This is a genomic window from Gimesia sp., assembly GCF_048262075.1.
Taxonomy (GTDB): Bacteria; Planctomycetota; Planctomycetia; order Planctomycetales; family Planctomycetaceae; genus Gimesia.
The window spans coordinates 471,263-495,833 of sequence record NZ_JBLXFK010000003.1; the positions used below are offsets into that span (position 1 = coordinate 471,263).

At 50.1% G+C, this 24,571-nt stretch carries 15 protein-coding genes and 1 pseudogene; 7 read left to right on the plus strand and 9 right to left on the minus strand.

Annotated elements, in window-relative coordinates:
* Positions 1-80 precede the first annotated feature (80 nt).
* The 4 genes from ACN0YH_RS09335 to ACN0YH_RS09350 all read left to right on the plus strand — a co-directional run bounded on the left by ACN0YH_RS09335 (position 81) and on the right by ACN0YH_RS09350 (position 4,533).
* Positions 81-1,553, plus strand: coding sequence for an alkaline phosphatase D family protein (locus ACN0YH_RS09335; protein ID WP_417379296.1), 1,473 nt, complete (start codon positions 81-83; stop codon positions 1,551-1,553).
* Between the two features lie 135 nt (positions 1,554-1,688).
* Positions 1,689-2,954: a PmoA family protein gene (locus ACN0YH_RS09340; RefSeq protein WP_417379297.1), complete on the plus strand. Its 1,266-nt coding sequence runs from the start codon at positions 1,689-1,691 to the stop codon at positions 2,952-2,954.
* A gap of 26 nt (positions 2,955-2,980) precedes the next feature.
* Positions 2,981-3,763 (plus strand): amidohydrolase family protein, encoded by a 783-nt coding sequence (locus ACN0YH_RS09345; protein ID WP_417379298.1) that lies wholly within the window; start codon positions 2,981-2,983, stop codon positions 3,761-3,763.
* A complete protein-coding gene (locus ACN0YH_RS09350) occupies positions 3,760-4,533 on the plus strand; it encodes an amidohydrolase family protein (protein WP_417379299.1) in 774 nt (257 codons plus the stop codon). The genes ACN0YH_RS09345 and ACN0YH_RS09350 overlap by 4 nt, the downstream gene beginning before the upstream one ends.
* A gap of 11 nt (positions 4,534-4,544) precedes the next feature.
* Here ACN0YH_RS09350 and ACN0YH_RS09355 read toward each other — a convergent pair whose 3' ends face one another.
* Positions 4,545-6,485, minus strand: a complete 1,941-nt coding sequence (locus ACN0YH_RS09355) for a translocase (protein ID WP_417379300.1) — start codon at positions 6,483-6,485, stop codon at positions 4,545-4,547.
* A 656-nt stretch (positions 6,486-7,141) separates the two neighbouring features.
* Between ACN0YH_RS09355 and ACN0YH_RS09360 the strand changes: the two genes are divergently transcribed.
* Complete coding sequence (locus ACN0YH_RS09360; protein WP_417379301.1) at positions 7,142-11,827, plus strand: peptidylprolyl isomerase; 4,686 nt, start codon at positions 7,142-7,144, stop codon at positions 11,825-11,827.
* Positions 11,828-12,208: 381 nt separating this feature from the next.
* On the plus strand, positions 12,209-17,311 hold the full coding sequence (locus tag ACN0YH_RS09365) for a GEVED domain-containing protein (protein ID WP_417379302.1): 5,103 nt from the start codon (positions 12,209-12,211) through the stop codon (positions 17,309-17,311).
* 93 nt (positions 17,312-17,404) lie between these two features.
* Here ACN0YH_RS09365 and ACN0YH_RS09370 read toward each other — a convergent pair whose 3' ends face one another.
* The 3 genes from ACN0YH_RS09370 to ACN0YH_RS09380 are packed head-to-tail and all read right to left on the minus strand — an operon-like array spanning position 17,405 to position 19,405.
* Positions 17,405-18,475, minus strand: a complete 1,071-nt coding sequence (locus tag ACN0YH_RS09370) for a tRNA dihydrouridine synthase (RefSeq protein WP_417379303.1) — start codon at positions 18,473-18,475, stop codon at positions 17,405-17,407.
* A 22-nt stretch (positions 18,476-18,497) separates the two neighbouring features.
* Positions 18,498-19,133, minus strand: coding sequence for a Maf family protein (locus ACN0YH_RS09375; RefSeq protein ID WP_417379304.1), 636 nt, complete (start codon positions 19,131-19,133; stop codon positions 18,498-18,500).
* 23 nt (positions 19,134-19,156) lie between these two features.
* Positions 19,157-19,405 (minus strand): zinc ribbon domain-containing protein, encoded by a 249-nt coding sequence (locus ACN0YH_RS09380; protein ID WP_417379305.1) that lies wholly within the window; start codon positions 19,403-19,405, stop codon positions 19,157-19,159.
* A gap of 361 nt (positions 19,406-19,766) precedes the next feature.
* On the opposite strand from ACN0YH_RS09380, the gene ACN0YH_RS09385 reads away from it, so the two are divergent.
* The gene (locus ACN0YH_RS09385; protein WP_417379306.1) at positions 19,767-20,678 is read left to right on the plus strand and encodes a DUF1559 domain-containing protein; all 912 of its coding nucleotides are present in this window, start codon (positions 19,767-19,769) and stop codon (positions 20,676-20,678) included.
* An 85-nt stretch (positions 20,679-20,763) separates the two neighbouring features.
* Here ACN0YH_RS09385 and hslU read toward each other — a convergent pair whose 3' ends face one another.
* The 5 genes and pseudogenes from hslU to ACN0YH_RS09410 form a co-directional block, all read right to left on the minus strand.
* Positions 20,764-22,128, minus strand: a complete 1,365-nt coding sequence (gene hslU, locus ACN0YH_RS09390; RefSeq protein ID WP_417379307.1) for an ATP-dependent protease ATPase subunit HslU — start codon at positions 22,126-22,128, stop codon at positions 20,764-20,766.
* On the minus strand, positions 22,116-22,676 hold the full coding sequence (hslV, locus tag ACN0YH_RS09395) for an ATP-dependent protease subunit HslV (protein WP_417379308.1): 561 nt from the start codon (positions 22,674-22,676) through the stop codon (positions 22,116-22,118). The genes hslU and hslV overlap by 13 nt, the downstream gene beginning before the upstream one ends.
* Positions 22,677-23,082: 406 nt before the next feature.
* Positions 23,083-23,163: pseudogene (locus ACN0YH_RS09400) on the minus strand (hypothetical protein); the annotation flags it as partial.
* 186 nt (positions 23,164-23,349) lie between these two features.
* The gene (locus tag ACN0YH_RS09405) at positions 23,350-23,472 is read right to left on the minus strand and encodes a hypothetical protein (RefSeq protein ID WP_417379309.1); all 123 of its coding nucleotides are present in this window, start codon (positions 23,470-23,472) and stop codon (positions 23,350-23,352) included.
* 452 nt (positions 23,473-23,924) lie between these two features.
* A complete protein-coding gene (locus ACN0YH_RS09410; protein ID WP_417379310.1) occupies positions 23,925-24,509 on the minus strand; it encodes an HD domain-containing protein in 585 nt (194 codons plus the stop codon).
* Positions 24,510-24,571: the final 62 nt, after the last annotated feature.

Below are 24,571 nucleotides of genomic sequence, written 5' to 3' on the forward strand. Positions count from 1 at the left end.
CTGCTCTCGAATTCGGTTAGCCTGTATCCAGTCCCCTTCCTGGTATTTATCCTGCTAACCAACGATGTGGAGAGAACCCGATGCGCGTGCCCACTCCTGTTCGATTACGATTCCTGAGCTACTGTTTGCTTTTCAATCTCACGCTTTCTGTTTCCCTGCCAGAAGCAGACGCTGATCTCCCGGATCGGAAACAGGGAGAGATGGCAGGCGAAGTGGATACTGATTCCGTGATCTTACAATCTCGTTTAACGGCAGAGAACCTGGACCAAAGTGGAGATCTGCCGGGCAGTGCAGGTGTGGGTCGCTTTGAAATTTCGACTCACAAGGGTTTCACGGACTCCAGTCATACAGACTGGCTGACGGCGGAAGCTGATCATGACTACATGCTGAAAACCCTGGTAAAGGATCTCAAGCCGGGTACGCGCTACTATTATCGTCTGCAGTATGGCCCCAATCAGCAGACGACACAGCACGGGCCTACCAATACCTTTGAGACACTGCCTGCTGCAGACCAGGCGAAAGAGATCAGCTTTGTGGTCGTGACGGGCATGAACTTCAATGCCTTTCATCATGGTCTGGGGAAACGTCCCGCTTACCAGGGGGACGACAAAGAGCTGGGTTACCCGGCGCTGCTGAGCATTCTGAAGTTGAAACCAGACTTTTTTGTCGGCACGGGTGACAATGTGTATTACGATCATCCAGCCAAACCCGCTGCCCAGACACCTGCAGAAATGCGAAAAAAATGGCATGAACAGTTTGTGCAGCCACGCTATGTCGATCTGTTTTCGAGTGTACCTACCTACTGGGAAAAAGACGATCATGACTTTCGCTATAACGACTGTGATCTGACAGGAAAACGTGAACCGAACAATGAGCTGGGGCTGCGCATCTTTCGGGAACAGGTTCCCATCGTTGATCCACTTGCCACTGATCCCATCACTTACAGAACGTATCGCATGGGAAAACTGCTGCAGGTCTGGTTTACCGAGAACCGGGATTATCGCAGCCCCAATCGTTCCCCCGATGGACCAGACAAAACGATCTGGGGAAAAAAACAGCGTGACTGGCTGAAGGAGACTCTCAAAAAGTCGGACGCTACATTTAAAGTCTTGATCTCTCCCACGCCGATGATTGGCCCGGATGGCAAAGGAAAAAAAGACAATCACACCAACATCGGCGGGTTCCGTCATGAACGAGATAACTTTTTCCAGTGGCTGGATCAGGAAGGTCTGAACCAGCGGGGCTTTTATCTGATCTGTGGTGATCGTCACTGGCAATACCACTCGATCCATCCCCCCGGGATCGAAGAATTCTCAACCGGTGCGCTGGTGGATGCCAATTCCCGCCTGGGAGTAAAACCGGGAGACAAGAAGGGTACCGATCCGGCAGGCATCGTCAAACAACCCTACACATCTCAGCCGGCATCAGGTGGTTTTCTGTATGTGAAAGTGAAACCGGAAGACAGGGGGCAGAAAGCGGAATTGCAGTTTCGTTTCTATGATGAACAGGGAAAACTGCTGCATGAAGTTCTGAAACAACGCCCGGTTAAATGACAGGCGTGTGTTCTTCAGTCCGTTTCCCGATTATCGGCAAACCCAATATTGCAACCGACACAAGCGGTTCGGTAGCATGGAGTCACGCTTACTGGAAGTTGCAGGGCAACGCCCTGGCCTTACTGAGAGTTCAAAATGAGATTAGTTACAAACTGGATTCAGAATCTTCTCTTTTTAATTCTGCTCCTGATTTCCGTCCCCACCAATCTCCTGGCAGCCGCTGAGGAGACATTGGGAGAAGTCAGCATCACGGCAGAGAAACAGCCACTCGAAAACGAACCCGTCTCTGTGGAACTTCCCGAGTCCGGCTTCACGGCGGAGGAGGTCTACCTGGTCGAAGCAGCAGACGGGGACATGACCGAGATTCCCGCTCAGATTGAAAAGCGAAAGCAGTCTGCAGATCTACTCTGGTGGATTCCGCCTGGTAAAACAGCCGCGGGTAAAACACGCGTGTTTCAAATCCGAGCCGGTTCTGCTGCCCCGCAGCAGGCGCTGACGATCAAAGATACCGACAAAGCCTATCAGATATTAATCGGCGATCGTCCGGTATTGAATTACAATTATCAACATAGTGAGCCCCCCGAACCACTGGACCCTTTGTATGGGCGTAGCGCGCATATTCATCCCCTCTGGACGCCTGGTGGAATGATTGTCTCAGATGAATTCCCCCCGGACCATGCTCACCAGAGTGGTCAGTTCCTTGCATTTACGAAAGCCGTCTTTGAGGGACGCCCGACCAACTTCTGGGAAATCAAAAGCAAAAAAGGGCGGGTCCGATTCAAAAACCTGGTCTCAAAACAGACAGGGCCAGTCTATGCAGAATTAAAAGTAACCCAGGAACACGTAGATCTGACAGGCGAATCAGAAACCCCCGCTCTACTGGAAACATGGACTATCCGCGTGTGGAATCAACCCGCGAAAGAACCCGCCTATTGGATGTATGATATCACTTCGGATTTGCGGTGCGCGACCGAATCACCGCTGAAGCTACCCGAATATCATTACGGCGGCATGGCCATTCGCGGAGGTCGGGGATGGACGAAAGAGAACTGTGAGTTTCTGAATTCCAACGGCAAAACCCGGGCGAATGGCAACCATGATCGAACCCACTGGTGCGATATTTCCGGCAGAACGGAATCGAGTACTCCCTGGAGTGGCTTTACAATTTTAACCCACCCCGATAATTTTCGCTTTCCCGAACCGGTAAGGATTCACCCTTCCATGCCTTATATGGTATTCACGCCCTGCCCCCTGGGAGACTGGGAAATCACTCCGGGAAAACCACACATCAGCCACTATCGGTTTCTCGTGCATGATGGGCCCGCGCTTGTCCGCACGGATGCGATCTGGCAGCATTACGCGAAACCACCCAAAGCGAGCATTCACTTAGCTGCTCCCTGACTGTTTGACATCTGAAAGAGTAATCTATGATCTGGGACTTACACTGCCATCTCTCCGGGGTGGAAGGCAAGACCGTCGATGAGCGTATCGCCCAGTTGATGGTCTATGCCGACCGCATGGGCGTGGAGCGACTCATCTTTTTTATGGGCTGGCCGTTTGCGACTGATCCTTCGCCGGAGCAGTTTCGCAAGCAGAATGACCAGGTACTGCAGGCAATCAGCCACTGGCATAACCGGGCCTTCGGTTTTGTGTATCTCAATGCGAAGTACGTGGATGAAAGTATCGCGGAACTGAACCGTTGTGTGAAAGACGGTCCGATGATTGGTGTCAAATTGTGGGTTTCCAGTCGCTGCAATGATCCAGCCATTGATCCGATTATCAAACGTGCTGCCGAGTTGAAGGCGTTAATTTATCAGCATACCTGGTACAAAGCCGGAGGCAATCTGACCGGAGAGTCGACTCCCGGTGATCTGGCGCTGATGGCGAAAAGGCATCCCGATGTCCCTCTGATCTGCGGGCATACCGGAGGTGACTATGAACTGGGGTTGCGGGCGATCCAGGATTCACCGAACGTCTATGCAGGCATTGGTGGTTCCGACCCGACCGCCGGAATCACGGAAATGGCGGTCCGAACACTGGGGGCAGATCGTGTTCTGTATGGCAGCGATATCGGCGGACGCAGTTTTTCTTCACAACTGGCGAAGGTCCAAGGGGCCGACATCCCTGAAGTTTCCAAACGACTGATTCTGGGAGGCAATCTCAAACGCTTGCTGACTCCCATTCTGAAAGAGAAAGGGATCACGGTATGATTTGCGATGTGAATGTGTATCTCTCCCGCTGGCCCTTTCGTCGTCTGCCATGCGACACGACTTCGGAACTGGTAAGTAAACTGAAACGTAACCAGATATCCCGCGCGTATGCCGGCAGCTTTGACGGGCTGCTTCATAAAGACATCCGCACTGTGAATCAGCGGCTTTATGACGACTGCAAATCACAGGGTGCTGACCTGTTGCTGCCTGTGGGAAGTATCAACCCCACGCTGCCAGGCTGGGAAGACGATGTCAGCGCCTGTCACGAAGAATGGAAGATGCCCGGTATCCGCCTGCATCCCAACTACCATGAATATGAATTGAGCAGCCCGGAAGTGAAAAAACTATTCGCGCTGGCTGCTGAACGGGGCCTGTTTATTCAGATCGCAATGCGGATGGAAGATGACCGCACACATCACAAACTAATGCGAATTCCCAATGTGAATTTTGAAGCGCTACCAGGATTGATGCAGGCACAGGACAAACTGCAGGTCACAATTCTGAACGGCATGAAGTCACTGCGGGGGGCCAACCTGACTCGACTGACGAAAAACCCGAACCTGACAATCGAGATTGCCATGCTGGAAGGCGTGGGTGGGATCGAGAAAGTCATGCAGCAGGTACCTTACGAACAAATTCTGTTTGGCTCCTACTTCCCCTTTTTCTATCTGGAATCCAGTCTGAATAAACTCAAAGAGTCGCAGTTGGGAATGGAAATCGAAAAACAGATTACCTGGGAGAATGCACAGAAACGGTTTGCAAATACTTAAAGTTGTTGTGACTACTCGGTCCATTCCAGGTAGGGATCGAGTCCCATTTTATGGAACATCTCGATCCGATTCTTTTCCTGCTTGAGCATATCTCGACGCTGCTTCCGATGCAGCTTTTCCAGGAAGTTCTGTGTATTCTTGAAGAACGACAGCCAGCCTGCTGGAAGTTCCCCGTTCTTGTCTGCCTTGGCAGATCTTGCAAGTTTCTCGATCTGACTCATTTCCAGGCAGCGGAGTAATTCGTCTTCCAGCGAGAGAAAGAACTGATAGTGTCCGGGATCACCCTGCCGGGCAGATCGACCAATCAGCTGGCGGTCGATGCGGGCGGAGGTATGCATCTCGGTTGCAATCACATGCAGCCCCCCATTCGCACGCTCTTCATCCTTCAGCAGAATATCGGTACCCCGCCCTGCCATATTTGTGGCGATGGTCACGCGAGCGGGCTCCCCCGCTTTTCGGACGATTTCGGCTTCCTGTTCGTGGTATTTTGCATTCAGGATCTGATGGGGAATGGCCTTCATCGCCAGCAGATCGCCGAGTGCTTCTGACGCTTCAACTGAAGGCGTACCTACCAGAATCGGACAGCGTTTCAAGCGAAGACGTTCGATCTCTTCCACGACAGCCAGACGTTTGGCCTGCATCGTTTTGAAGACCCGCGCCTGGCTCCCCTGGCGAATACAGGGGCGATGCGTGGGAATTGAAGTCACGGAGACTTTATATGTTTTACGGATTTCTTTTTCCGCTAAAGCAGCAGTACCGGTCATGCCCGCCAGGTGTGCGTAGTTCTGGAAAAAGCTCTGCACGGTGATTCGAGCCGCCTGCCCTGTAGCTGCAGTAATCGGAACATGTTCCTGTGCTTCGATCGACTGATGCAGTCCATCCTGCCATTTACGACCATCCATCATACGACCCGTTGATTCATCGACAATCACGACTTCATCATCGACGACCACATAGTCCCGGTCTTTCAGGAAGCCGAATCGAGCTACCAATGATTGCTCAACCTGTTTATAGATGCGTTCGGTATCAATCGAATCCAGCAGAGAAGGTTTCGCCATCAGCAGAATTTTGCGACACCCCGAGTCCGTAAGATAGGATGAGCGTTTTTTGGGTTCGTAGACATAATCCTCTTCCGGCTCAAGCTGATGAGTGGCTCGATTACTCCAGCGGAACAGATTCACGGAGGCAGCGTCATTCGGCTGAATCAACCCGATAATCAGCGGGGTTCTGGCCTCGTCAATTAATACGCTGTCCGCCTCGTCAATTAAGGCAAAATAGTTGCCACGTTGAACCAGTGGTTCTTTCCCTGAGTTTTTATGATTGGTAATGGCCTGTTCCAGCTGCCCGGGGGCAGAGGCTCCGATACGGATCCGATCGCGGAGGAAATCAAATCCCATTTCATTCGCAGTACCGTAGGTCACATCCAGACTGTAGGCAATCCGCCGGTCTTCGTCTTCCATATCTGACGTGATACAGCCCACGGAAAGACCCAGCTTATTGAATACCGGGCCCATGGTTTCCGAGTCACGCTTGGCAAGATAGTCGTTGACCGTAATAACGTGACAACCTTTTCCCATCAGTGCACGCAGGTATGCAGGCAGAACGGCCGTCAGCGTCTTGCCTTCACCGGTCTGCATTTCGGCAATGCCTCCTTCGAACAGGGCAATCCCCCCCATGAGCTGCACGGGGAAGTGCTCCATCTTTAAGGTCCGCCAGGCAGACTCCCGTGCGAGCGCATATGCTTCCGGCAGAATTTTCCGGAGAGGCTCACCAGATTTCGCACGCCAGCGTAATTCCAGCGAGTAGCGTTCCAGTTTGTCGTCGGTCATTTTCTTCAGCGATTCACAACGCTTCATAATCTGACCGGCGGTCGCACTCCAGCGGGAGAGACGCGATTTCGCCGGGCGAAAACCTGTCTTCATCCAGTGATAGCTGTGTGATGCAATGCTCAAACTGCCTCCAGGAACGGAAAATAAATAACCAGAACGAGGACACATTCAAACTCAATCGTTCGATGTGTCAGGAAATCAACGGACGCTGCTTTCAGCATTATGACGCTCAAAACACGGAAAAGTAACTTAGGAGCCCCACTTCCCGTTTCCTGTAGTGAATGATCACAAATCTGTCGGCAGGTAAGCAGCAAGAAACACTTAAGCCATTCTTATGATATGACTTACATTGGATCTCACAACATATTTCGAGTGTGGGTTCTCCTTATTTTAATCAGTCAGTGAAGCGACAACAAAAACTATTTTCTTGATTCTCACCAGACAACCAGAAAATGAGCAGAAGCAGTAAGTTCTTACAGTTTGTTGACTTATTTAAACAAATCACGTTGTCATCCCTACCGTTTTGTTAGATTTTTTACCCCCAATCGTCAATTTCGGTGCAGATCGTTTTTTGCGTATGTCAAATATAAATAAGTCACCCATTACGTACATTTCCTCTAAACATTGAAAACATTTCAATTTCCCTGTTTTGTTACGTATGGCTGCCGCTTTAAAATCATTAACTGAACAGTCAGGTTCGTTTCTATACAAATGGAAGCAGCCTGCCTTTGAAACAAGTTCGACAACAAAGATATATGTAATATAAAGATACCAGTTTAATGATCTCAAAACTCATCGATAACCTGTGGCGTCCGCGACGAAGTAAACATCATCGTCGGCTGAAAGCCAATACCGTTCCTCTCGCAGCCACAGAAAAGCTGGAAGACCGCACACTGCTCAGTGGTCAGGACCTGGTTGCTTTCGCGCAAGCGCTAACAGCTGCGAATGCAACACTCTATGGAGCCGCCTGGCAGGCTGAGACCACCGAACAAAAAGCGCTGCTGGAAGATGGGGCGCAGTTTCTGCAGTTTGTCGAAATCACCGATGCCAATCGTGATTTAAACGCCAGTGCGAGTGAAGCAGGAATCAGTGATATCAACTTCCTGCAGCCCGTCTGGAAACTGAATGATGGAACTCTGATTGATGGCAGCACGATTAATTCCGTGGCAGACCTGGCAGCGGCAACCAGTGTTGCCATTCCACAATCAGACGATCCTTTCCTGAAAGCGATTGCCGATCAGAATTTTTATTCCGGAACGGCTTTGCATATTGCCCTGGATGGCTACGACTCTGAAAATAGCGACATTCTCTATACGGTCGATTCCAGCAATACCGATATTTCAGCACGGGTCCTGGCTGGTAACCGCAGTATTCGCATCTCGGTGGAAGGCTATGGCGACATGGTCTTTGAACTGTTTGAAGGTCGTGCTTCCCGTGCTGCGGAACGGATTATCGAACTGGCCGAAAGCGGTTATTATGATAATCAGATATTCGACATGATTCTCAACGGCATGATCCAGGGAGGCGATCATTCAGAGTCGGGGCTGGTCGACTCCGGGCTGGGCTATTTCGACGATCAGTTTCACCCGGAACTACAACATGTACAGTCCGGCCTGCTCTCAATGTATAAACCAGATCCCAACCCTGATACGGGGGAAATAGCAAACCGCAAAAGACCGACCACAACTGATGACCAGAACGACTCGCGTTTTTCGATCACCGGCGGTTACTCTCGAGAGTACGATTTCCAGAATACCATTTTTGGTTTTCTGACTGAAGGAGAAGACGTTCGTCAGGCGCTGAGCAATATCTCGACCACCGATGATATTCCGGACTTTACGATCAAAATCGAAACCGTCGACGTCTTTTCTGACCTGGAAAACGGCACGCTCGTATTGACGGCGGCGGAAGGGATTACCGGAACGAGTACGATTACAATCACAGCCCAGGACCAGGATGGAAATACCACTCAACGTACCTTCCAGGTGAGTGTCACCCCCGATTCATTCGATTTTCACTATTACTATGAGAATGCCAATCCTTACCTGGAAGACATCCCTGACCTGCAGGTGATCGCTGGCAATACGATTCAGTATCAACTGGTCGGCACTGACATCGACTTGAATACTGAGAACGGCAACGCGTACTTTCTTTACTATGACCAGGCAGCATTAACCGCAATCGGTCGCGAACTGGCGCTCCCTGTCGCCGCCCCCGCTGGTCTGAGCTATTCTGTGAACATCAACACCGGCTTGCTTACAGTCACCCCCAATGCTGGTATGGCCGCCGGAATCTATGAGATTACCGTTGCTGTTGGCTTCCAGCAGACCCCGCTTAACGATCCCAATTACGAAGCAAACTTCCGCGATCTACAGGACTACCAGGTCGTCACAGTCATCGTAGGCATACCGCCTGTGGCCAATGATGACTTTTTTGCCTTGCAGGGTGATACTCCCGCGCCCATTGATCTACTGGCAAACGATACCGACATTGATGGAACCGTGGACGAGACTTCAATTGAAATTCTCCAGCAGCCCGAGCACGGTACTGTGACCGCCAATACTGACGGTACCGTCAATTATATTGCAGATGGCTCGGGTTACATGGGAACGGGGTCGTTTACCTATCGCGTAAAAGACAATCTGGGGATGTACTCCGAACCGGCAACCGTAAATTTCTCGATCGCACCGGAAGGAGTGATCCTGGTCACGACAGATCTGGATAATTACACAGCGGATCAGAAAGTCTCAATTAGTGAAGCATTGAAGGCGGCGAATGATGATACCGCTATTGATGTGACCCCCCAGGGGAATGGGGCAGACATCATCATGTTTGACCCGGCCTTATTTGAGGGACAGGAAAAAACGATCCACCTGACTTCGGCACTCTTCATCTGGGATGACGTCTCCATCATTGCACCGACGTCGGAAGCGGGTACTCCTTTGCTGACGTTTAATATGGCCTCGACGAAGCGTCATTTCAATATCACAGATAATAACGAAAATATTCTGGAAGTCAGTCTGCAGAATCTGAAACTGACGAATGGGCAGGGAAACGATGAATTTGGGGGTGGGGGTTCGATCTTCAATGAAGAACACCTGGTTCTGATCAATAGCCAGCTGGTGAATAACCAAACCGAAAACGGTTATGGTGGTGCGATCTATAACACGGGAACCCTGGAAATCAGCAACTCCTTTTTTCAGTCCAATTCCTCGCAGTACTCTTCAGGGGGAGCCATCGCCAGTATATCCGGATCGGTCACTTTGACCGATACCATCCTGGATGACAATTCCGCAGATGGTCTTGGGGGCGGGATCTATGCTTATAATGCCAATGTTTCACTCGTCGACAGCACACTCTCCCTGAACTCGGCAATGATCGGTGGGGGAGGCGGACTCTATCAGTTTAATAGTGAGCTGACCATCAGCGGTTCCGTGTTTGTCAATAATGATTCGCAAAGTCAGCCAGGCGGCGGTGGGCTTTATATTGAAGAGGCCACAACTCTCATCACCGGTTCCACCATTCATGGCAATCAGAGTTCCGGTTCTGCCGGTGGCCTGGTCCAGTTTGGGGGAGACCTGACGGTACACAGTAGTACGATCTCAGAGAATTCGGCACTACTGGGAAGTGGTGGCGGTATTTACAATGGCGCCTATACTTCACTTATTATTAACAGCACCATCTCCGGAAACACAGCGAGCTTAGATGGTGCTGGAATCTACCTTTCTGACCCCCTTGATTATGTCAGTACCGCCATTCATAACAGTACCATCGCCGATAATCATGCCGGCGGTAATGGTGGTGGACTCTATTCTGCCGGTGATAGCACCCCCTTGAATAACAGCATCATTGCTGACAATACTGCGTCAAACGCTGGTGCAGACGTGTATGGTTATCTGTCGGGCAGCTACAGCCTGATTGAAAATACGAGTGGAGTCGACACATCCGCGACGACGAATTTTATTCTGGGGCAGGATCCGTCGTTACTCCCACTGGGTGACTATGGCGGGCTTACCCAGACCCATGCCTTGAACTCCAGCAGCATTGCGATTGACGCGGGAAACCCTGCCTTTGATGGCAGTGCTTTTGATCCGGCACTCACTCTCGACCAGAGAGGTGTCAGCCGCGTTATCGACAGTAATAATGACTCGACCGTCCAGATTGATATCGGCGCGTTTGAAACAGAAGGAATTCAGGGGAGTGCCGACCTGACGGTAAAATGGAAGGCGACCAATGTCGGTACCTCCGGCCAGACAGTATCTCTTCCGGCCAATGCCAGTTTCATTGATGAGTTTAATCCGGTTATTGTCGAAATCTGGGTCAGCATCAGCAATTCAACAGACTACGGTCTCGTCTCAGCCCAGGTCGATTTCAGCTTCGATGCGACGTACCTGACGGCGGATTCGATTGTTTATGGCCCTGGTTTTACATTGAGCCAGACTGGTAGTATCAACAATGAAACAGGCACCATCACCGGACTGGGTGCGACTACAGACCAGCCTGACTATGGGGCTGAAACACTGGTCCTGCTGGCACGGGTCCGTCTGACAGTCAACCAGATCCCTTTAAATGCAGACGGGGAATACATCCATCCGGTCGCCAATCTGAACTTTGAGATTTCGAACAGTACTCTGACTTCTTCACAGGGAGATGCTACGGTTACTGAAGGATCTGCCGTTGATTTAACTCTGGTTCCGGCACTTTATGATTTGAATGATGATGGAGTCGTTAACCACCGCGATCTGATTACCTTAATCGGAGTTTATAACAAGGTCCCCGGAACACCTAATGCAGAGAATGCCTGGGCTGCTGACTTTGATCGATCTGGCAAAGTCGATTACCGCGATCTGATCCTGCTGGTGACGAACTACGGAAAGGTCCAGGGTAGCGGAAACTTGTCATCTTATCCTTCGAATTATTCAGAAGTCTGGCAACAGGACCTCCTGGTGACATCGCAGACTAATATTGAGGAATCGAATACACCGCCCCTTACCCCGGAAGAGGCAGAGCCGGTTCTCGAAGCGGCGAAACAGCAACTTACTGACGTGTACGATGATTCTGTCACCGAAACACTCTCTGATGTGAAAATCGAGATTGTGGAACTGCCTCAAAATCAATTGGCCAAAGCGGACGCGGCAAATAACACTATTTACCTTGATATCAATGCAGCTGGTTGGGGCTGGTTTATTGACCAGACTCCACTGCTGAATGAAGAGTTTGAGGCATCAGCGGCCGGATTATTTGATGCCAAATTGTTCAGTAACGCTTCGGGACACATCGATTTATTGACAGTGCTCCTGCATGAACTGAATCATCTGCTCGGCCATGAACACTCTCCTGACAGCCCCCTGATGCAAGCAGAATTGAATCCTGGAGAGCGAAAACTTCTGACAGGTACAGATCTTGAAGCGACAGACGACTTCTTTGGCGGTTTTCAGGCCACCGACTTTAACGGGATCAATTGAACATCTAATTAACTTGGAAATCACCCTTAACTTTGGTGAGATATTTCAGTCTCAGACGTCCAGAACGTAACAGATACTCCCTGATGGCGGGAATAGCCGCTAAAACCAGTACGAACGACCTGTTTTCAATTGATCTTTTTTATCTTTTGCTTGACATACATACTTTTGTTGCTGCACAATCTATTTTGAATCTACCCATTTTAACAGATAAGTAGGTTCGTTGATTTTTGTCAACTACTTTCGTGGTGCATTTATCTTACGCAAAACACCGCGGCAGATAGTTCTAAACAATGATAAATACTAGAGTTACCCAGACTCTTTAAAGACACGCGACTCGCTGAAATAGAGTTTCCTGTTTTGGCATGATATGGAAAGATGCAAATGATGTTTACGAGAACTAAACGTCGTCACCAGCCTGGTCGAATCAGTTCTTTTCTCAATCAGCTCCTCAAAGGGCGCAATAAACGATTGAGAAATCAACGCGTGTATTCCTTGACCAACTCTTACTCAACCGTAGAGTGCCTGGAAGACAGGACCCTTCTATCGGCTGGTAATGCTTTGCCTGACGAGAATGGCGATGGCAGCTCGCAAGTCGGACGTGCCGTTCCGCCGCCTACAATTCTGGTTTCGCCACTAACACAGGCTGAACAAAACGCAGCAAATCCGACATCGGAAGAATCTAAACTAAGAAGCAGCCAGGATAAGGGACAGGTCGACAATCCTGTTGACTTTCGTTCTTTTTCAACAGACGAAAACGAAGACTTTGATACCTACGGCTTGAACGATACGCGGTTCACGGCAGAAGCGATTACAGGATTCGGAACAGGCACTGGTGACGACCCGGAAGTTGATGTGGCTGGATACCTGGCTAGTGGTGCACTGACACAAACATTATCTACCACTGATTTTCCAGAAGACGATGGTTCTATTACCCTGGCCAATGATTTGAATGGGGGTCTGGGAGGTCAATTTCAGCTTCTGGGAGCCACTATTGGTAATGGTCCGCATGGGACTGCAGGAACCGGTACCGGTGACTACGATTTTTATCAGTTATCCGGACTCAAAATGGGCGAAATCGTTACCATTTACGCACAGGATCCCACTCAATTCAACGGTTTGGATCCTATTGTCGCAATTTACGACAGTCTTGGTAATCTGCTCGACAGCGACGATGATAGTGGAAACTTCTTTGATAGTTCCCTGGTCTTTACAGCTCCCATTGATGGCGATTACTATCTCATGGTCGGGGGATACAATCCAGGTATAGCCGTAGGAGACATAGGCTTTCCAGGTGACCCCTTTGACCCTACCAGTGGGGGCGGTGTAGGATCCTATCCCAGGTCCGAAGGAACGTACAATCTCTTCGTCAGTTTGAACGCATCAGACGTCGATTACTATGCGGTCGAACTGACAGAGGGTGATATTCTGGGGGCCAATGTCTTTGGTGCCGGCCAGACAGTCTCCCTGTATGACACTTCAGGAATTTTGCTCTTCGAATCATCTCGTTTTATGAGCGATCTCTATCCTGAAGACAGTCCCTTACCTGGAGACGGAAATGCCTCTGGCTCAATCGTCGCAGCAACGACGGGAACATATTACGTCTCAGTCCGAGGAAATGTTGGCGAGTATGATCTCCAATTACGAGCATTCCGTCCTGAGTTAGAAACGCAACTGATCGGTACCGATTCAGTTCAGACCCTCTACCTTGACTTTGACGGTGCCACAGTAGACCCTTCCATCTTCTATGATTTTTTACCTTCCTCGGATGCGATACTCTCGCCTCTCAGCGCATTTCTCACTAACTGGGGGCTGACAGCAGGCGATGAAGCTGAAGTCATAGAAGCTATCAGGGACAGGGTGATCGCGAACTTCCTTACCATTGGAGAGGATGGAAACAACGGCGAATACTTCGATCCTGACACCGGTGCCGTCATCGGTTCGCCCGGTGATTATGGTATTCAAATACTAGACAGTCTCGCATATCCGGGACTGGATGAGTTTAACACGCCGAATTTCAGTCGCATTGTCATTGGTGGTACGATCAATGAACTGGGGATATCCACCCTCGGGATTGCGGAATCGATTGATGTCGGTAATTTTGATACGACAGAAACTGCTGTCGTTCTACTCGATTTACTCAGTAGTACTGACCCCTTTTTCGCCGGCGATTCGCTGAATTTTGTTTCCCTGGCTCCTGCTTCCACAATGATCGATTTGATTGGGGTTGCGGTGGGAAACATTGTCGCTCATGAAGCAGGACACTTCTTCGGTCTGTTTCATACAGATAACGAGAATGAATCCATTCAAATTATTGACCAGGGGGGAGTTGGTGCTGCGGTTTATGCTGGCGTGGGAGAGGATGGCTTCTTCGGAAGCGATGACGATGTGAATGTGGCATTTGGAACCGATTACCTGATTTCATCAGAATTTTTTAGTGGTAGCCAGGACAGCATCAACACTTTAGCGTTTGGATTGTCGACCGGTACAAGCTTTGGCCTGGATTTTGGAGATGCCCCCGATTATTACCCGACCTTGCTTAACGACCCGAACTATACCGAAGGTGGTGCCCGACACAGCCTTGAAGGGGGATTGACCCTGGGTGCCTCTGTTGACCCTGAAACTGATGGCCAGCCCAGCCTTGACGCTCTGGGAGACGATGATAACGGCGTAACTGATGATGAAAATGGCGTGATCTTCCTGGATGCCTATAACAACGAAACCACACGCATTGCAGCCGATGCTGCGTTTGCTGAAATTGACGTCACCGTTTCCGGAGATGGTTACCTGCAGGGCTGGATCGACTTTAACCGGGATGGTATCTGGGATGACAGCGAACAGATCGTCACAGATCAATTCGTAACATCAGCCTACGTAAACAATATTTCCTTTGCGGTTCCCACAGGATCCGACTTCGTGCTGGGGGAAACCTATGCCCGCTTCCGCTTGAGCACACAGCTTGGCCTGGGTGTGGCCGGACTGGCGCCGGATGGGGAAGTAGAAGATTATAAGATCACCCTGACGGAAGCTCGCAAAGGTGAGATCTATTTTGTTCCCACACAATATGAAGCCGGTGACCTGGTCAGGATTGTTCTCACCGATGGTGACCTGTATGGCGCTGGGACAGTCAGTGTCACCGTCACATCTTCTGGCGGCGATTTGGAAACCGTCGTACTGACTGAGACTCCGAACAGTTTTGGCAGATTCGAGGGAACAATTCAATCGTCGCCGGGGACACTCGTTAAGGGAAACGGTGTACTGGAAGTCATCTTCGGTGAAACCATTACCGCTGCCTACGCAGACGCTGACACCGGAGAAGGTCAGTCGGGTGGTTTTCAGGGTGAATTCGTCGAAGCAGGGACCTTAGACAGTCCACGTGGATTGATATTCATGTCTGGCAGCCCGAGTGGGGATGAAAACCTCTTTGTCAGTAACGGACTTGATGACTCAGACACTACAGACGATGCCGTAAAGCGGTTCGATGGTGATACCGGAGAATTTATTGGTAATTACATCGATCCAGGAAGTTTGGATGTCCCGAATGGTCTTGTTTTTGATGAGAATTATCTGTACGTGACCAATTCAGGTTCTGGAGAAGTTCTCATCTACGATCGATCTGTTGACGATTCACTGATTGGCGCTTTGATCGACGTGAATACTGACTATGGTGGAGAAGCCCCATTGGTAAAACCGGGTTCCATTGTCAGAAACACCGACTCCAGTAGCGCCAAGTACCGTCATTTTTATATTGCCGATACTGAGTTTCTGGGAGGACGTGTTTTAGAATTTGATGCTGCTGGTGATTACGTCGGAGTCCTGGTAACAACTGCGGATCTGAATTTCAGAACTCCTTCCGGGTTAGCCTTCGATGAAGAAACTAATACATTGTTTGTATCCGTTTTGGAAAATCATGAAATTCTGAAAATTGATCTAAGCGCAGTTACTCCATCAGTTGAACCGTTCATTGCTACGAGAACCAACGGCCTGACGAATCCTCGGGGATTGACAATTGGAACTGATGGAAACCTCTATGTTGCCAATGGTGGTACAGAAGGCGTTCTGCGATTTGACAAAGTGACAGGTGCCCCGGTTGAATCTGGCAACTTTACTTTCGGAGCGGATATCCAACTGCCATACAGTTTGACCTTTGGACCTGATAACAACCTGTATGTGGTTGACTTTGATACGGGAGCCGTCCTGAAATTTGCTGGTCCAGACGGAACACAGACTCCGGAAATCAGAACAGCAGAAGCAGACATAATTGCTAACTTTGTCGATTTTGGCGATGCCCCTGCCTCCTTCCCGAACCTGACCACTGATACCGATGGCGAAGGGGCACAGCATGCCATTAACAATAACGGCCTGCACCTGGGTGCTAACGTCTCAGCAGAGTCAGAGAGTCTGGAATCACCGGGTGCCAACTTGGACACCTACGATGACGGAATCTTTTTGAGCCCGATTGTTGCAGGGGACACTGCAGTGACGGCAACGATTCTCTCTTCAGGCAGCGGTTTCATTGATGCCTGGATCGACTTCAATAATGATGGTGACTGGGATGATGTCGGCGAACATATTCTGAGCAGCTATGCAGTCGTCGCGGGAAGCAATGCCGTTTCAATTGACCTCACCAATGCCAATATAGACATATCTGGTAATCCGATAGAAATCGCCGCTCGGTTCCGACTGAGTACCGCTGGCGGGTTATCCACAACGGGCAAAGCAGCTGATGGTGAAGTGGAAGACTATGTCGTCACAGTTCTGCCTCAAGGTACCACAGGTATACTGCCCATGGACCCGAATCGCCCGGGTCAGACGGCGCTGTTCATTACCGGTACTCAACACGATGATAATATCTTTCTTTCCCAGACTTCGGGAACAAATATTATCATGGTGAAGATTGGTGATACCATTGTGGGTGAATTCGCTCCCACAGGCGGTGTCTATATCTGGGGGCTGGGTGGAAATGATACCATCGTTGTCGACGACACATTCTACAACCGGGAAACCATGATTTTTGGTGGTCTGGGGAATGACTTCCTGCAAGGCGGCTGGGGAAATGATGTTCTGGTCGGCGGTGCTGGGAATGACGTGCTGGAAGGGGGACCTGATGGGTTCGACATTCTGATTGGCGGTACAGGTTCAGACTACATCCGCGGCCATAACGAATATCTCTATACCAATTACGGCTCGAACGGCGACATCATGATTGGTGGTTCTACCGTTTACGATAACGGTCTCGCACAGCTGTTTGCAATTTACCAGGAATGGATCTCGGCTGATCCGTTCGGCGATCGCATCAACAGTATTCGTACCCGTGTGCAAAATTCAGCCGCAGGCGTGAATAACATCAGACTCGACAGTACGACCGTCTTTGATGATGGCGAACTAGATCAGTTATACGGCGCCGTTGCCCGTGGCGATGACTGGTTCCTGCTGGATCTGGGACTGGACATCAACAATGCAGGTGGGAATGATATTCGTGAATAATCTCACCTGAATTCGTCAGCTGTTGTCAAACGCTTTCATTAAACAGCCTCTCTGAACTCATTCAGGAGGCTGTTTTTTTATCGTCCAATAAAATCACCAGCGTTCCACCGGGCCGTTAGGCGTTTTAATCAATGCGGTCGGAACCGAGGATTCCCGCTCGCCATGTCGCCTGCGAATCTGTTCGAGGATGTCCTGAAACTCATCGTCTGATTCCAGCCTTCGTAGCCGGTCTTCCAGATCTTCGGGAATTCCCAGGCGGACTCCATACCAGGCAGCAAACTTGCGAATCAAACGACAGCCAAACAGCTCATGCTGCTGAAACATCAGGGTGAAGTGACGTTCCAGAAATTGAATCTGTTCTTCCCTGGTCGGTTCGGACACTGGTTCGTCACCGCGGACGGCCTGGGCGATCTTGCGAAAGATCCAGGGGTCCAGCATGGCTCCACGACCGATGGAGACCGCTTCACAACCGGTCTGCTGTCGCATCCGAAACGCATCTTCGACCGTACAGACATCACCGTTTCCAATCACGGGAATCTGCTGAACGGCTGCGACCGTCTGCCTGATTCCTTCCAGATCCACGGTCCCACCAAATCCCTGATTACGGGTGCGGCCATGAACCGTAATCGCCGCCACCCCTGCTCGCTCGAATTCTCGCGCCAACAGTGGCGCAGTAATCGAATCGCGATCCCAGCCCAGTCGCATTTTGACGGTCACCGGTATCGAGACAGCGTCGACGACTTCCGCAACCATCTGGCAGGCTGCATCCGGCGCACACATGATGCGGGCGCCACCTCCATTGCCATTTATTTTCGCCATGGGACAGCCCATATTGAGATCAACGGCGGCATATCCATGCTGTTCCAGCCAGCGTGCTGCGGCAACCAGCTCGGCAGTGACGCCCCCAAAGATCTGAATCGTCAATGGCCGGTCGGCAGGAGAAGTCGTCAGCAGCACCTTCGATTTGCGACTGCCTGACAGCAAATGAGAAGCGAGCACCAGATCCGTAGTACAGAGACCGACGCCCCCCAGTTCACGGATGGCAACCCGGAATGCATGCTGTGTGTAACCCGCCAGGGGCGCCAGAAAATAACGTGTAGCGAGAACCCGATCCCCGATCTGGATTTCCGGGGCTTCCGTGGTACTCCACTGGATGATTGACATAGGCTGTTTTCGAGCTTGTGACTTATTCAGTTTGTGAACGATTCAACATTTCGAACACCGTTTCCAGGGGCAATCCTACAACATTCGACAGGCTGCCTTCAATGCGGTTCACAAAAATACTCCCGGCTCCCTGAATCGCATACCCTCCTGCCATGCCGCGCGACTCCTGCGTCGAAAGATACCAGTCCAGCCGCGCGCGCACATACTCCTGATCGTGAAAAGTTACCTCTGTTTCTGCGATCTGCAACATCACCTGCTGCTGGTACCTCAGGCAGACACCAGTCAGTACCAGATGCGTTTTCCCTGCATAGTGATTCAGAAACCACTGTCTGACCGTTTCCTGCCAGTCAGATTCAACAGGAGGTTGTCCCAACACGACCAGATCACCTGCTTGGCGCTTCACGACACCGATTGTATCTGCCGTTAAGATCGGAACTGAGGCGTCAGCCTGTCTCTGCTGAAAGACATCGGTATTTTTTTCAGTACATATTGATATCAACTGCTGTTGTATCGCATCCCAATCGTGCAACTGTTCGAACCCTGCTTCCTCCGGGTCAATGGGTGGCATGACTTCAATCTGAGTCTCTGGCAGAAGCTGTGTGAGCAGTTCTTTGCGGCGGGGCGAACGGGACCCGAGAATGATTCGTGGCAAATTCATGCAGCTGTTTCTATTGATTCAATTTACGAAAGAAAAATGAGTGTCAGAATGGTCGCAATCACTCCCAGGATTCCCAGCGAAACCCACCAACGGGGACGTTCGCTGAAAGGGTGAGTATCCACGCCTATATATTCTCCACATACAGGACAGGCAGGAGCCTCTTCATAAACGTCTGCTCCGCAATTGGGACACTCGATGGTTGAAGTTTCCTCATCGAAATCCGGTTCGTCAGTATAATCGGTATCATAATCTGACTCCCAGTCTTCCTCCATGCTCTGGTACCTCCTGATATTCAGTTCGTCTTCAACAGAGAGTAATGTTCAGTTACTCCACAAGAATCACAGCAATTATTTCTACGATGAAATCAATCAGACAGAAATGCAGGACCAATTAGAAAAAAGTATATTTTTCTGCGTGAGATTCGGTGATTTTTCGGTATTCAACACTGGAACGACAGTGTTGCAGAGTTGAAATCAGTCCTGTAGCCCGCCTTCCGAATTCTTTCATATCGGTACTCATTGATATCGACTCCACGAAAGAGTACCAAAATACCCGCAGTCTATCATTTTGCAGGCCTCTGTGCGTGCATTCTATTTTAATCCGATTCACAATATTAACGACTGGAGAGTCAAGATGCAGCCTCGGAGCAAATCCGCACTGGTTCACAGAACCGGTTTCACCCTGATCGAACTTCTTGTTGTGATTGCCATTATCGCAATCCTGATCGCACTATTATTACCAGCCGTCCAGCAGGCCCGGGAAGCTGCCCGCCGCAGTACCTGTAAGAATAACGTGAAGCAGATGGGGCTGGCGTTGCATAATTACCATGAAACGCACCGTTGTTTTCCTCCCGGCTGGACGCAACCTTCGACTTCAGCTTCCTGTCAGCCCAGTTCTGTGAGCACCGGAGGCTGTCTTCCCGGCTGGGGTTGGGGAACCATGCTGCTGCCCTTCATCGATCAAGCCAATATGTATAACGCCTTGAATGTGAAAAGCACTCAACTGGTCGTGACTCCCTCTACAGAATCAAAAACGACCATCCCCCTCTTCCGCTGTCCTTCCGACAATGGCAGCCAGTTGAATTCTGATCGAGGTGGGCACGCGACCTCCAACTACAAAACCGTCTACGGCAGTCGAGGCATCGGCACCTCCATTAACACCAGCCCTCATAATGCAGCCGGTGGTAATGGATCTTTCTGGTCGAACAGTGATACCCGACTGCGTGACATTACAGATGGCGCCAGTAATACAGTGCTGATCGGCGAAACCGCACGGGGACGCGTGGGCTCAATCAACTACAATGGTGGTATCTGGGTTGGTTACTACGATAATGGCAAAACCGCTTCGGTTGTGTGGAAAACTGAAAACCATCCTGCCTCTCTTATTAACGGCACTTTAGCCTGGGCTTTCAGCAGTCAGCATACGGGTGGTGCCCACTTCCTGCTGGGTGATGGTGGTGTCCGGTTCCTCAGCGAGAATATTGACGGCACAACATATGAGAACCTGGGAAAAATCAGCGACGGCAATGTGATCGGCGAATTTTAATTTCGGCTGATTTCGATTCATATAAAAACCAAAACTCCCCGGTCCTGTTTTAACCGGGGAGTTTTTTGATAGATCCCTTTACAGATTAAAGGATGAATTTGCTGAGGTCTTCATCTTCAACGATGGCATGTAGTTTCTGTTGCACATAAGCAGCGTTGATTACAATCTTCTTGGTTTTAAGATCGGGTGCTTCAAAGCTGACTTCTTCCAACAGGCGTTCCAGAATCGTGTGCAGCCGACGGGCACCAATATTTTGCGTGGTCTGATTCACCTCATACGCAATTTTTGCCAGCTCTTCCAGACCATCCTGTTCGAACTTGATCTTCACGCCCTCTGTTTCCAGCAGAGCCTGATACTGCATCGTGATCGAACTGGTGGGCTCGGTCAGGATTCTGAGAAAATCATCGCGCGTCAGTTCCTGCAGTTCGACACGAATCGGAAAACGTCCCTGTAGTTCGGGCATCAGATCCGAAGGTTTCGTACGATGAAAGGCACCGGCTGCGATAAACAGCATATAGTCTGTTTTTACCGAGCCACTGCGAGTCTGCACTGTGGTACCTTCGACGATCGGCAGCAAGTCGCGCTGCACACCCTGGCGGCTGACATCACCGCCTCGACTGCCCCCTTCTTCTGAAGTACAGATCTTGTCGAGTTCATCGATAAAGACGATGCCGCTGCGTTCCGCCAGTTGCACGGCTTCTTCGGCAATGGCATCTTTATCCATCAAGCCTTCGACTTCCTGCTCGAGCAGCACGCCGCGTGCTTCCTTGACGGACATTTTACGATGCTTGCTCTGCTGCGGCATAATGCGTTCAAACATGCCCTGCAGATCCACGTCCATCTGGTCCATGCCCATATTGGAAAAGACCTGCACGGGGGAGCTTTTTGGATCAATCGAGACTTCAACCTCTTTCTCTTCCAGCGCCCCCTGGCTCAACATTGTGCGAAACTTATCGCGTGTTCGTTCGTAGCGTTCCGATGCGTTTTCTTCCTTGCCTTCTTCGGTGGATTCAACATAGGAAGCCTCCCATTCCGGACGGGGAATCAACAGGTCCAGCAGGCGTTCTTCGACACGGACCTTGGCTTTATCCACCAGCTCAACCCGTTTCTTTTCACGAACCAGATTTTTCGCCGAGTCAACCAGATCGCGAACCATGCTTTCCACATCGCGTCCGTAATATCCGACTTCAGTGTACTTGGTCGCTTCAACCTTGATGAAGGGGGCGTTGATCAACTTCGCCAGCCGTCGCGTAATTTCCGTTTTCCCAACGCCAGTGGGCCCAATCATGATGATATTTTTGGGCGTAATTTCGTTTCGGAGTTCATCGGGAAGCTGCTGCCAGCGCCAGCGGTTTCTCAGCGCGATGGCGACAGCGCGTTTGGCGACATCCTGACCGACGATATGTTTATCCAGTTCCGCGACGATCTGTCGAGGTGTTAACTCTTGCACTGCAGCTCCTCCACGATGATATTATTATTCGTATAGATATCGATGTCTGATGCGATTCCCAGTGATGTTTTCACAATTTCCGCAGCCGACAGCTGGGAATGACCGACCAGCGCCCGGGCTGCTGCGGTAGCATAGTTGCCTCCGGAACCGATGCCGATGACTCCGTCTGAAGGAACAACGACATCGCCTTGACCGGTAATCAGCAGGCTGTGTTCGTCATTAACAACGATGATCAGCGCCTCCAGTTTTCGCAACACGCGATCGGTCCGCCAGTCGCGCGCCAGTTCAGTTGCAGCCCGAGGCATATTGCCTGGATAATCACGGGCTTTAACTTCGAAGCGTTCCAGCAGGGAAAACGCATCGGCAGTCGAACCCGCAAAGCCACACACGACCTGACCGTCGAGAATCTTGCGAATCTTGCGGGTGTCACTTTTCATTACCGTGTCGCCGTGGGTCACCTGTCCATCTCCGCCGATGGCAACCTGACCGTTATGACGCACTGTTAATATCGTTGTGGAACGCCATTTCTTTTTATCTTTGGAACCCATATCTCTGATTTCGTAAAAATATTTTCTGATGATTCAAATCTTGCCTCTTAGCGGCAAGACACCATAGAACAGTCCAGGTAGACATGCAAGCTTATGCAGAATGATTCAACGCTCACTCCCTGTTCATTGTAACGTGTTTCAGGTGTTTGGAAACACGCAGTTTAGAATGCATTTAACCCCGGATCCACAACCTGCGATCATAGTCTTTCAGATACACTTTTTTCAATCGCAGCTCGCTCGCATGTTTTTTGCCTGATGGGTTCACAAACGAATTCCACAGCGGTTGAGATCAGAAAATCATCCATTTCGCGGACAGAAACTTAGCGTGAAAGCAAGGAAGATTCACGGATTCCCTCCCTGTGTTCGCTCATGCCTTGAAGTCAAAAGATCGGGTTCAGGATCATTTTCAGCTAATATATAAGCAGTCTTCACCGCCAACATCCAGGACATTATCCCCCTTGATGACAATGCCCGCTCCGTGTTCTCGGTCCCACTTTCAGCTATAAGAGAATCCGACGGCCGGGGTATCCCCATTATACGGCCAGCGTATCGTTATGTAGTTGATGCACAGCATGCCATCTAGCGCTTCCTTTTCAGTTAAGACTGGCATGTTCGCAACCTACTCTGGCCCCGCCTTCTCATATTGAGGCCTGGTTTCGTAATAATACCTAAATCACCCGGTGCACACCAGTTCGGCATAATTCGTATTCTCGCCGACGATACGCTTCCATAAGTCAACTTGAAAATAGTGAGGTGGTACTCGCTCCTCATCCTTCGCCTCTACGTGGACTTCCATTTCCCTCCCGAGTGAACCAAGGTCCGCGACATGACCTGACCAGTAGAACTCGTCCCACACTAATATCACATCAGCAAGCTATGTTGGTTTGTAATTCATACCTTTGACTAACGCTTGAATTAAGCTGCGCCACGAAGGGGCGTCGGTTTGAATTAATTTTGTCAGGCCACACCTTCTGCGCCATGCGCGCGGCCCATGCGATGGCCTCCTCGCGCGACGGTAGTTCGAGTTACGTGAAGCCGCCATTGCGCGGAGGCGCCCACGAGTATCCGCCTGTGTCGAACGTGCCATCGGGTACGACCATCGCTGCGCTTGGAAATGAAATCAGGTATTTCGCCATAGAACTCTTTCTTTAGAAATGGAAGACAGTCGTGCGCGATGTTCTTTGCCGAACGCTGCACTCTGCGGAAATTTGCGAGCGCCAGCGATTAAATTTCCGTAGTAGCGCTTTGTCAGGAGCCATTCAGCCACCCTTGCTCTACAGCATATTCTACCTTGGAAATAAACCAGCCATATATTTCGTGATTTTCCTCCTCAATAAATTGATGCATTTTCAACACTTGATCCTTGTGTATTCCGTTATTTTGCCATGATCGACCTTCGCTAGAGATGTTGTGAAGAAAGGGCAACAAGCGATCAATCACTTTTAAGAGTTTCGCTTCCTTACTCTCTCCTGCCTCTTGCTCTTCCCAAAGTCCGATGATATTTCCTACAGGATTTCCTGGGTGCAATGCTATTTTTTCTACACATTTGCGTTCTTCAATATGTGCATCACTTCTATTGGTACTGTAAAGAAAAGTGTCTCCCGCTTCGATTTCACCAAGATCATGGAGCAAGGCAAGCTTGATGAGCTTCGAAATGTCATATTCTTCCTGAAACAATTCTGCAAACGCCCAGCAGGCCATAGCTAAATGCCATGAATGCTCAGCCGAATTTTCCAGACGCTCACCACCATTGATGTAGGAGCGGCGATTTATAGACTTCAAAGCATCTAATTGAAGTAAAAAATCAGAAATCTCTGAGATTCTCTTGGACAATCCTGGCCTCCTAACTTGTATCTCTACGATGTTAATAAATGGTTCTTTTCCGTTATTGAGAT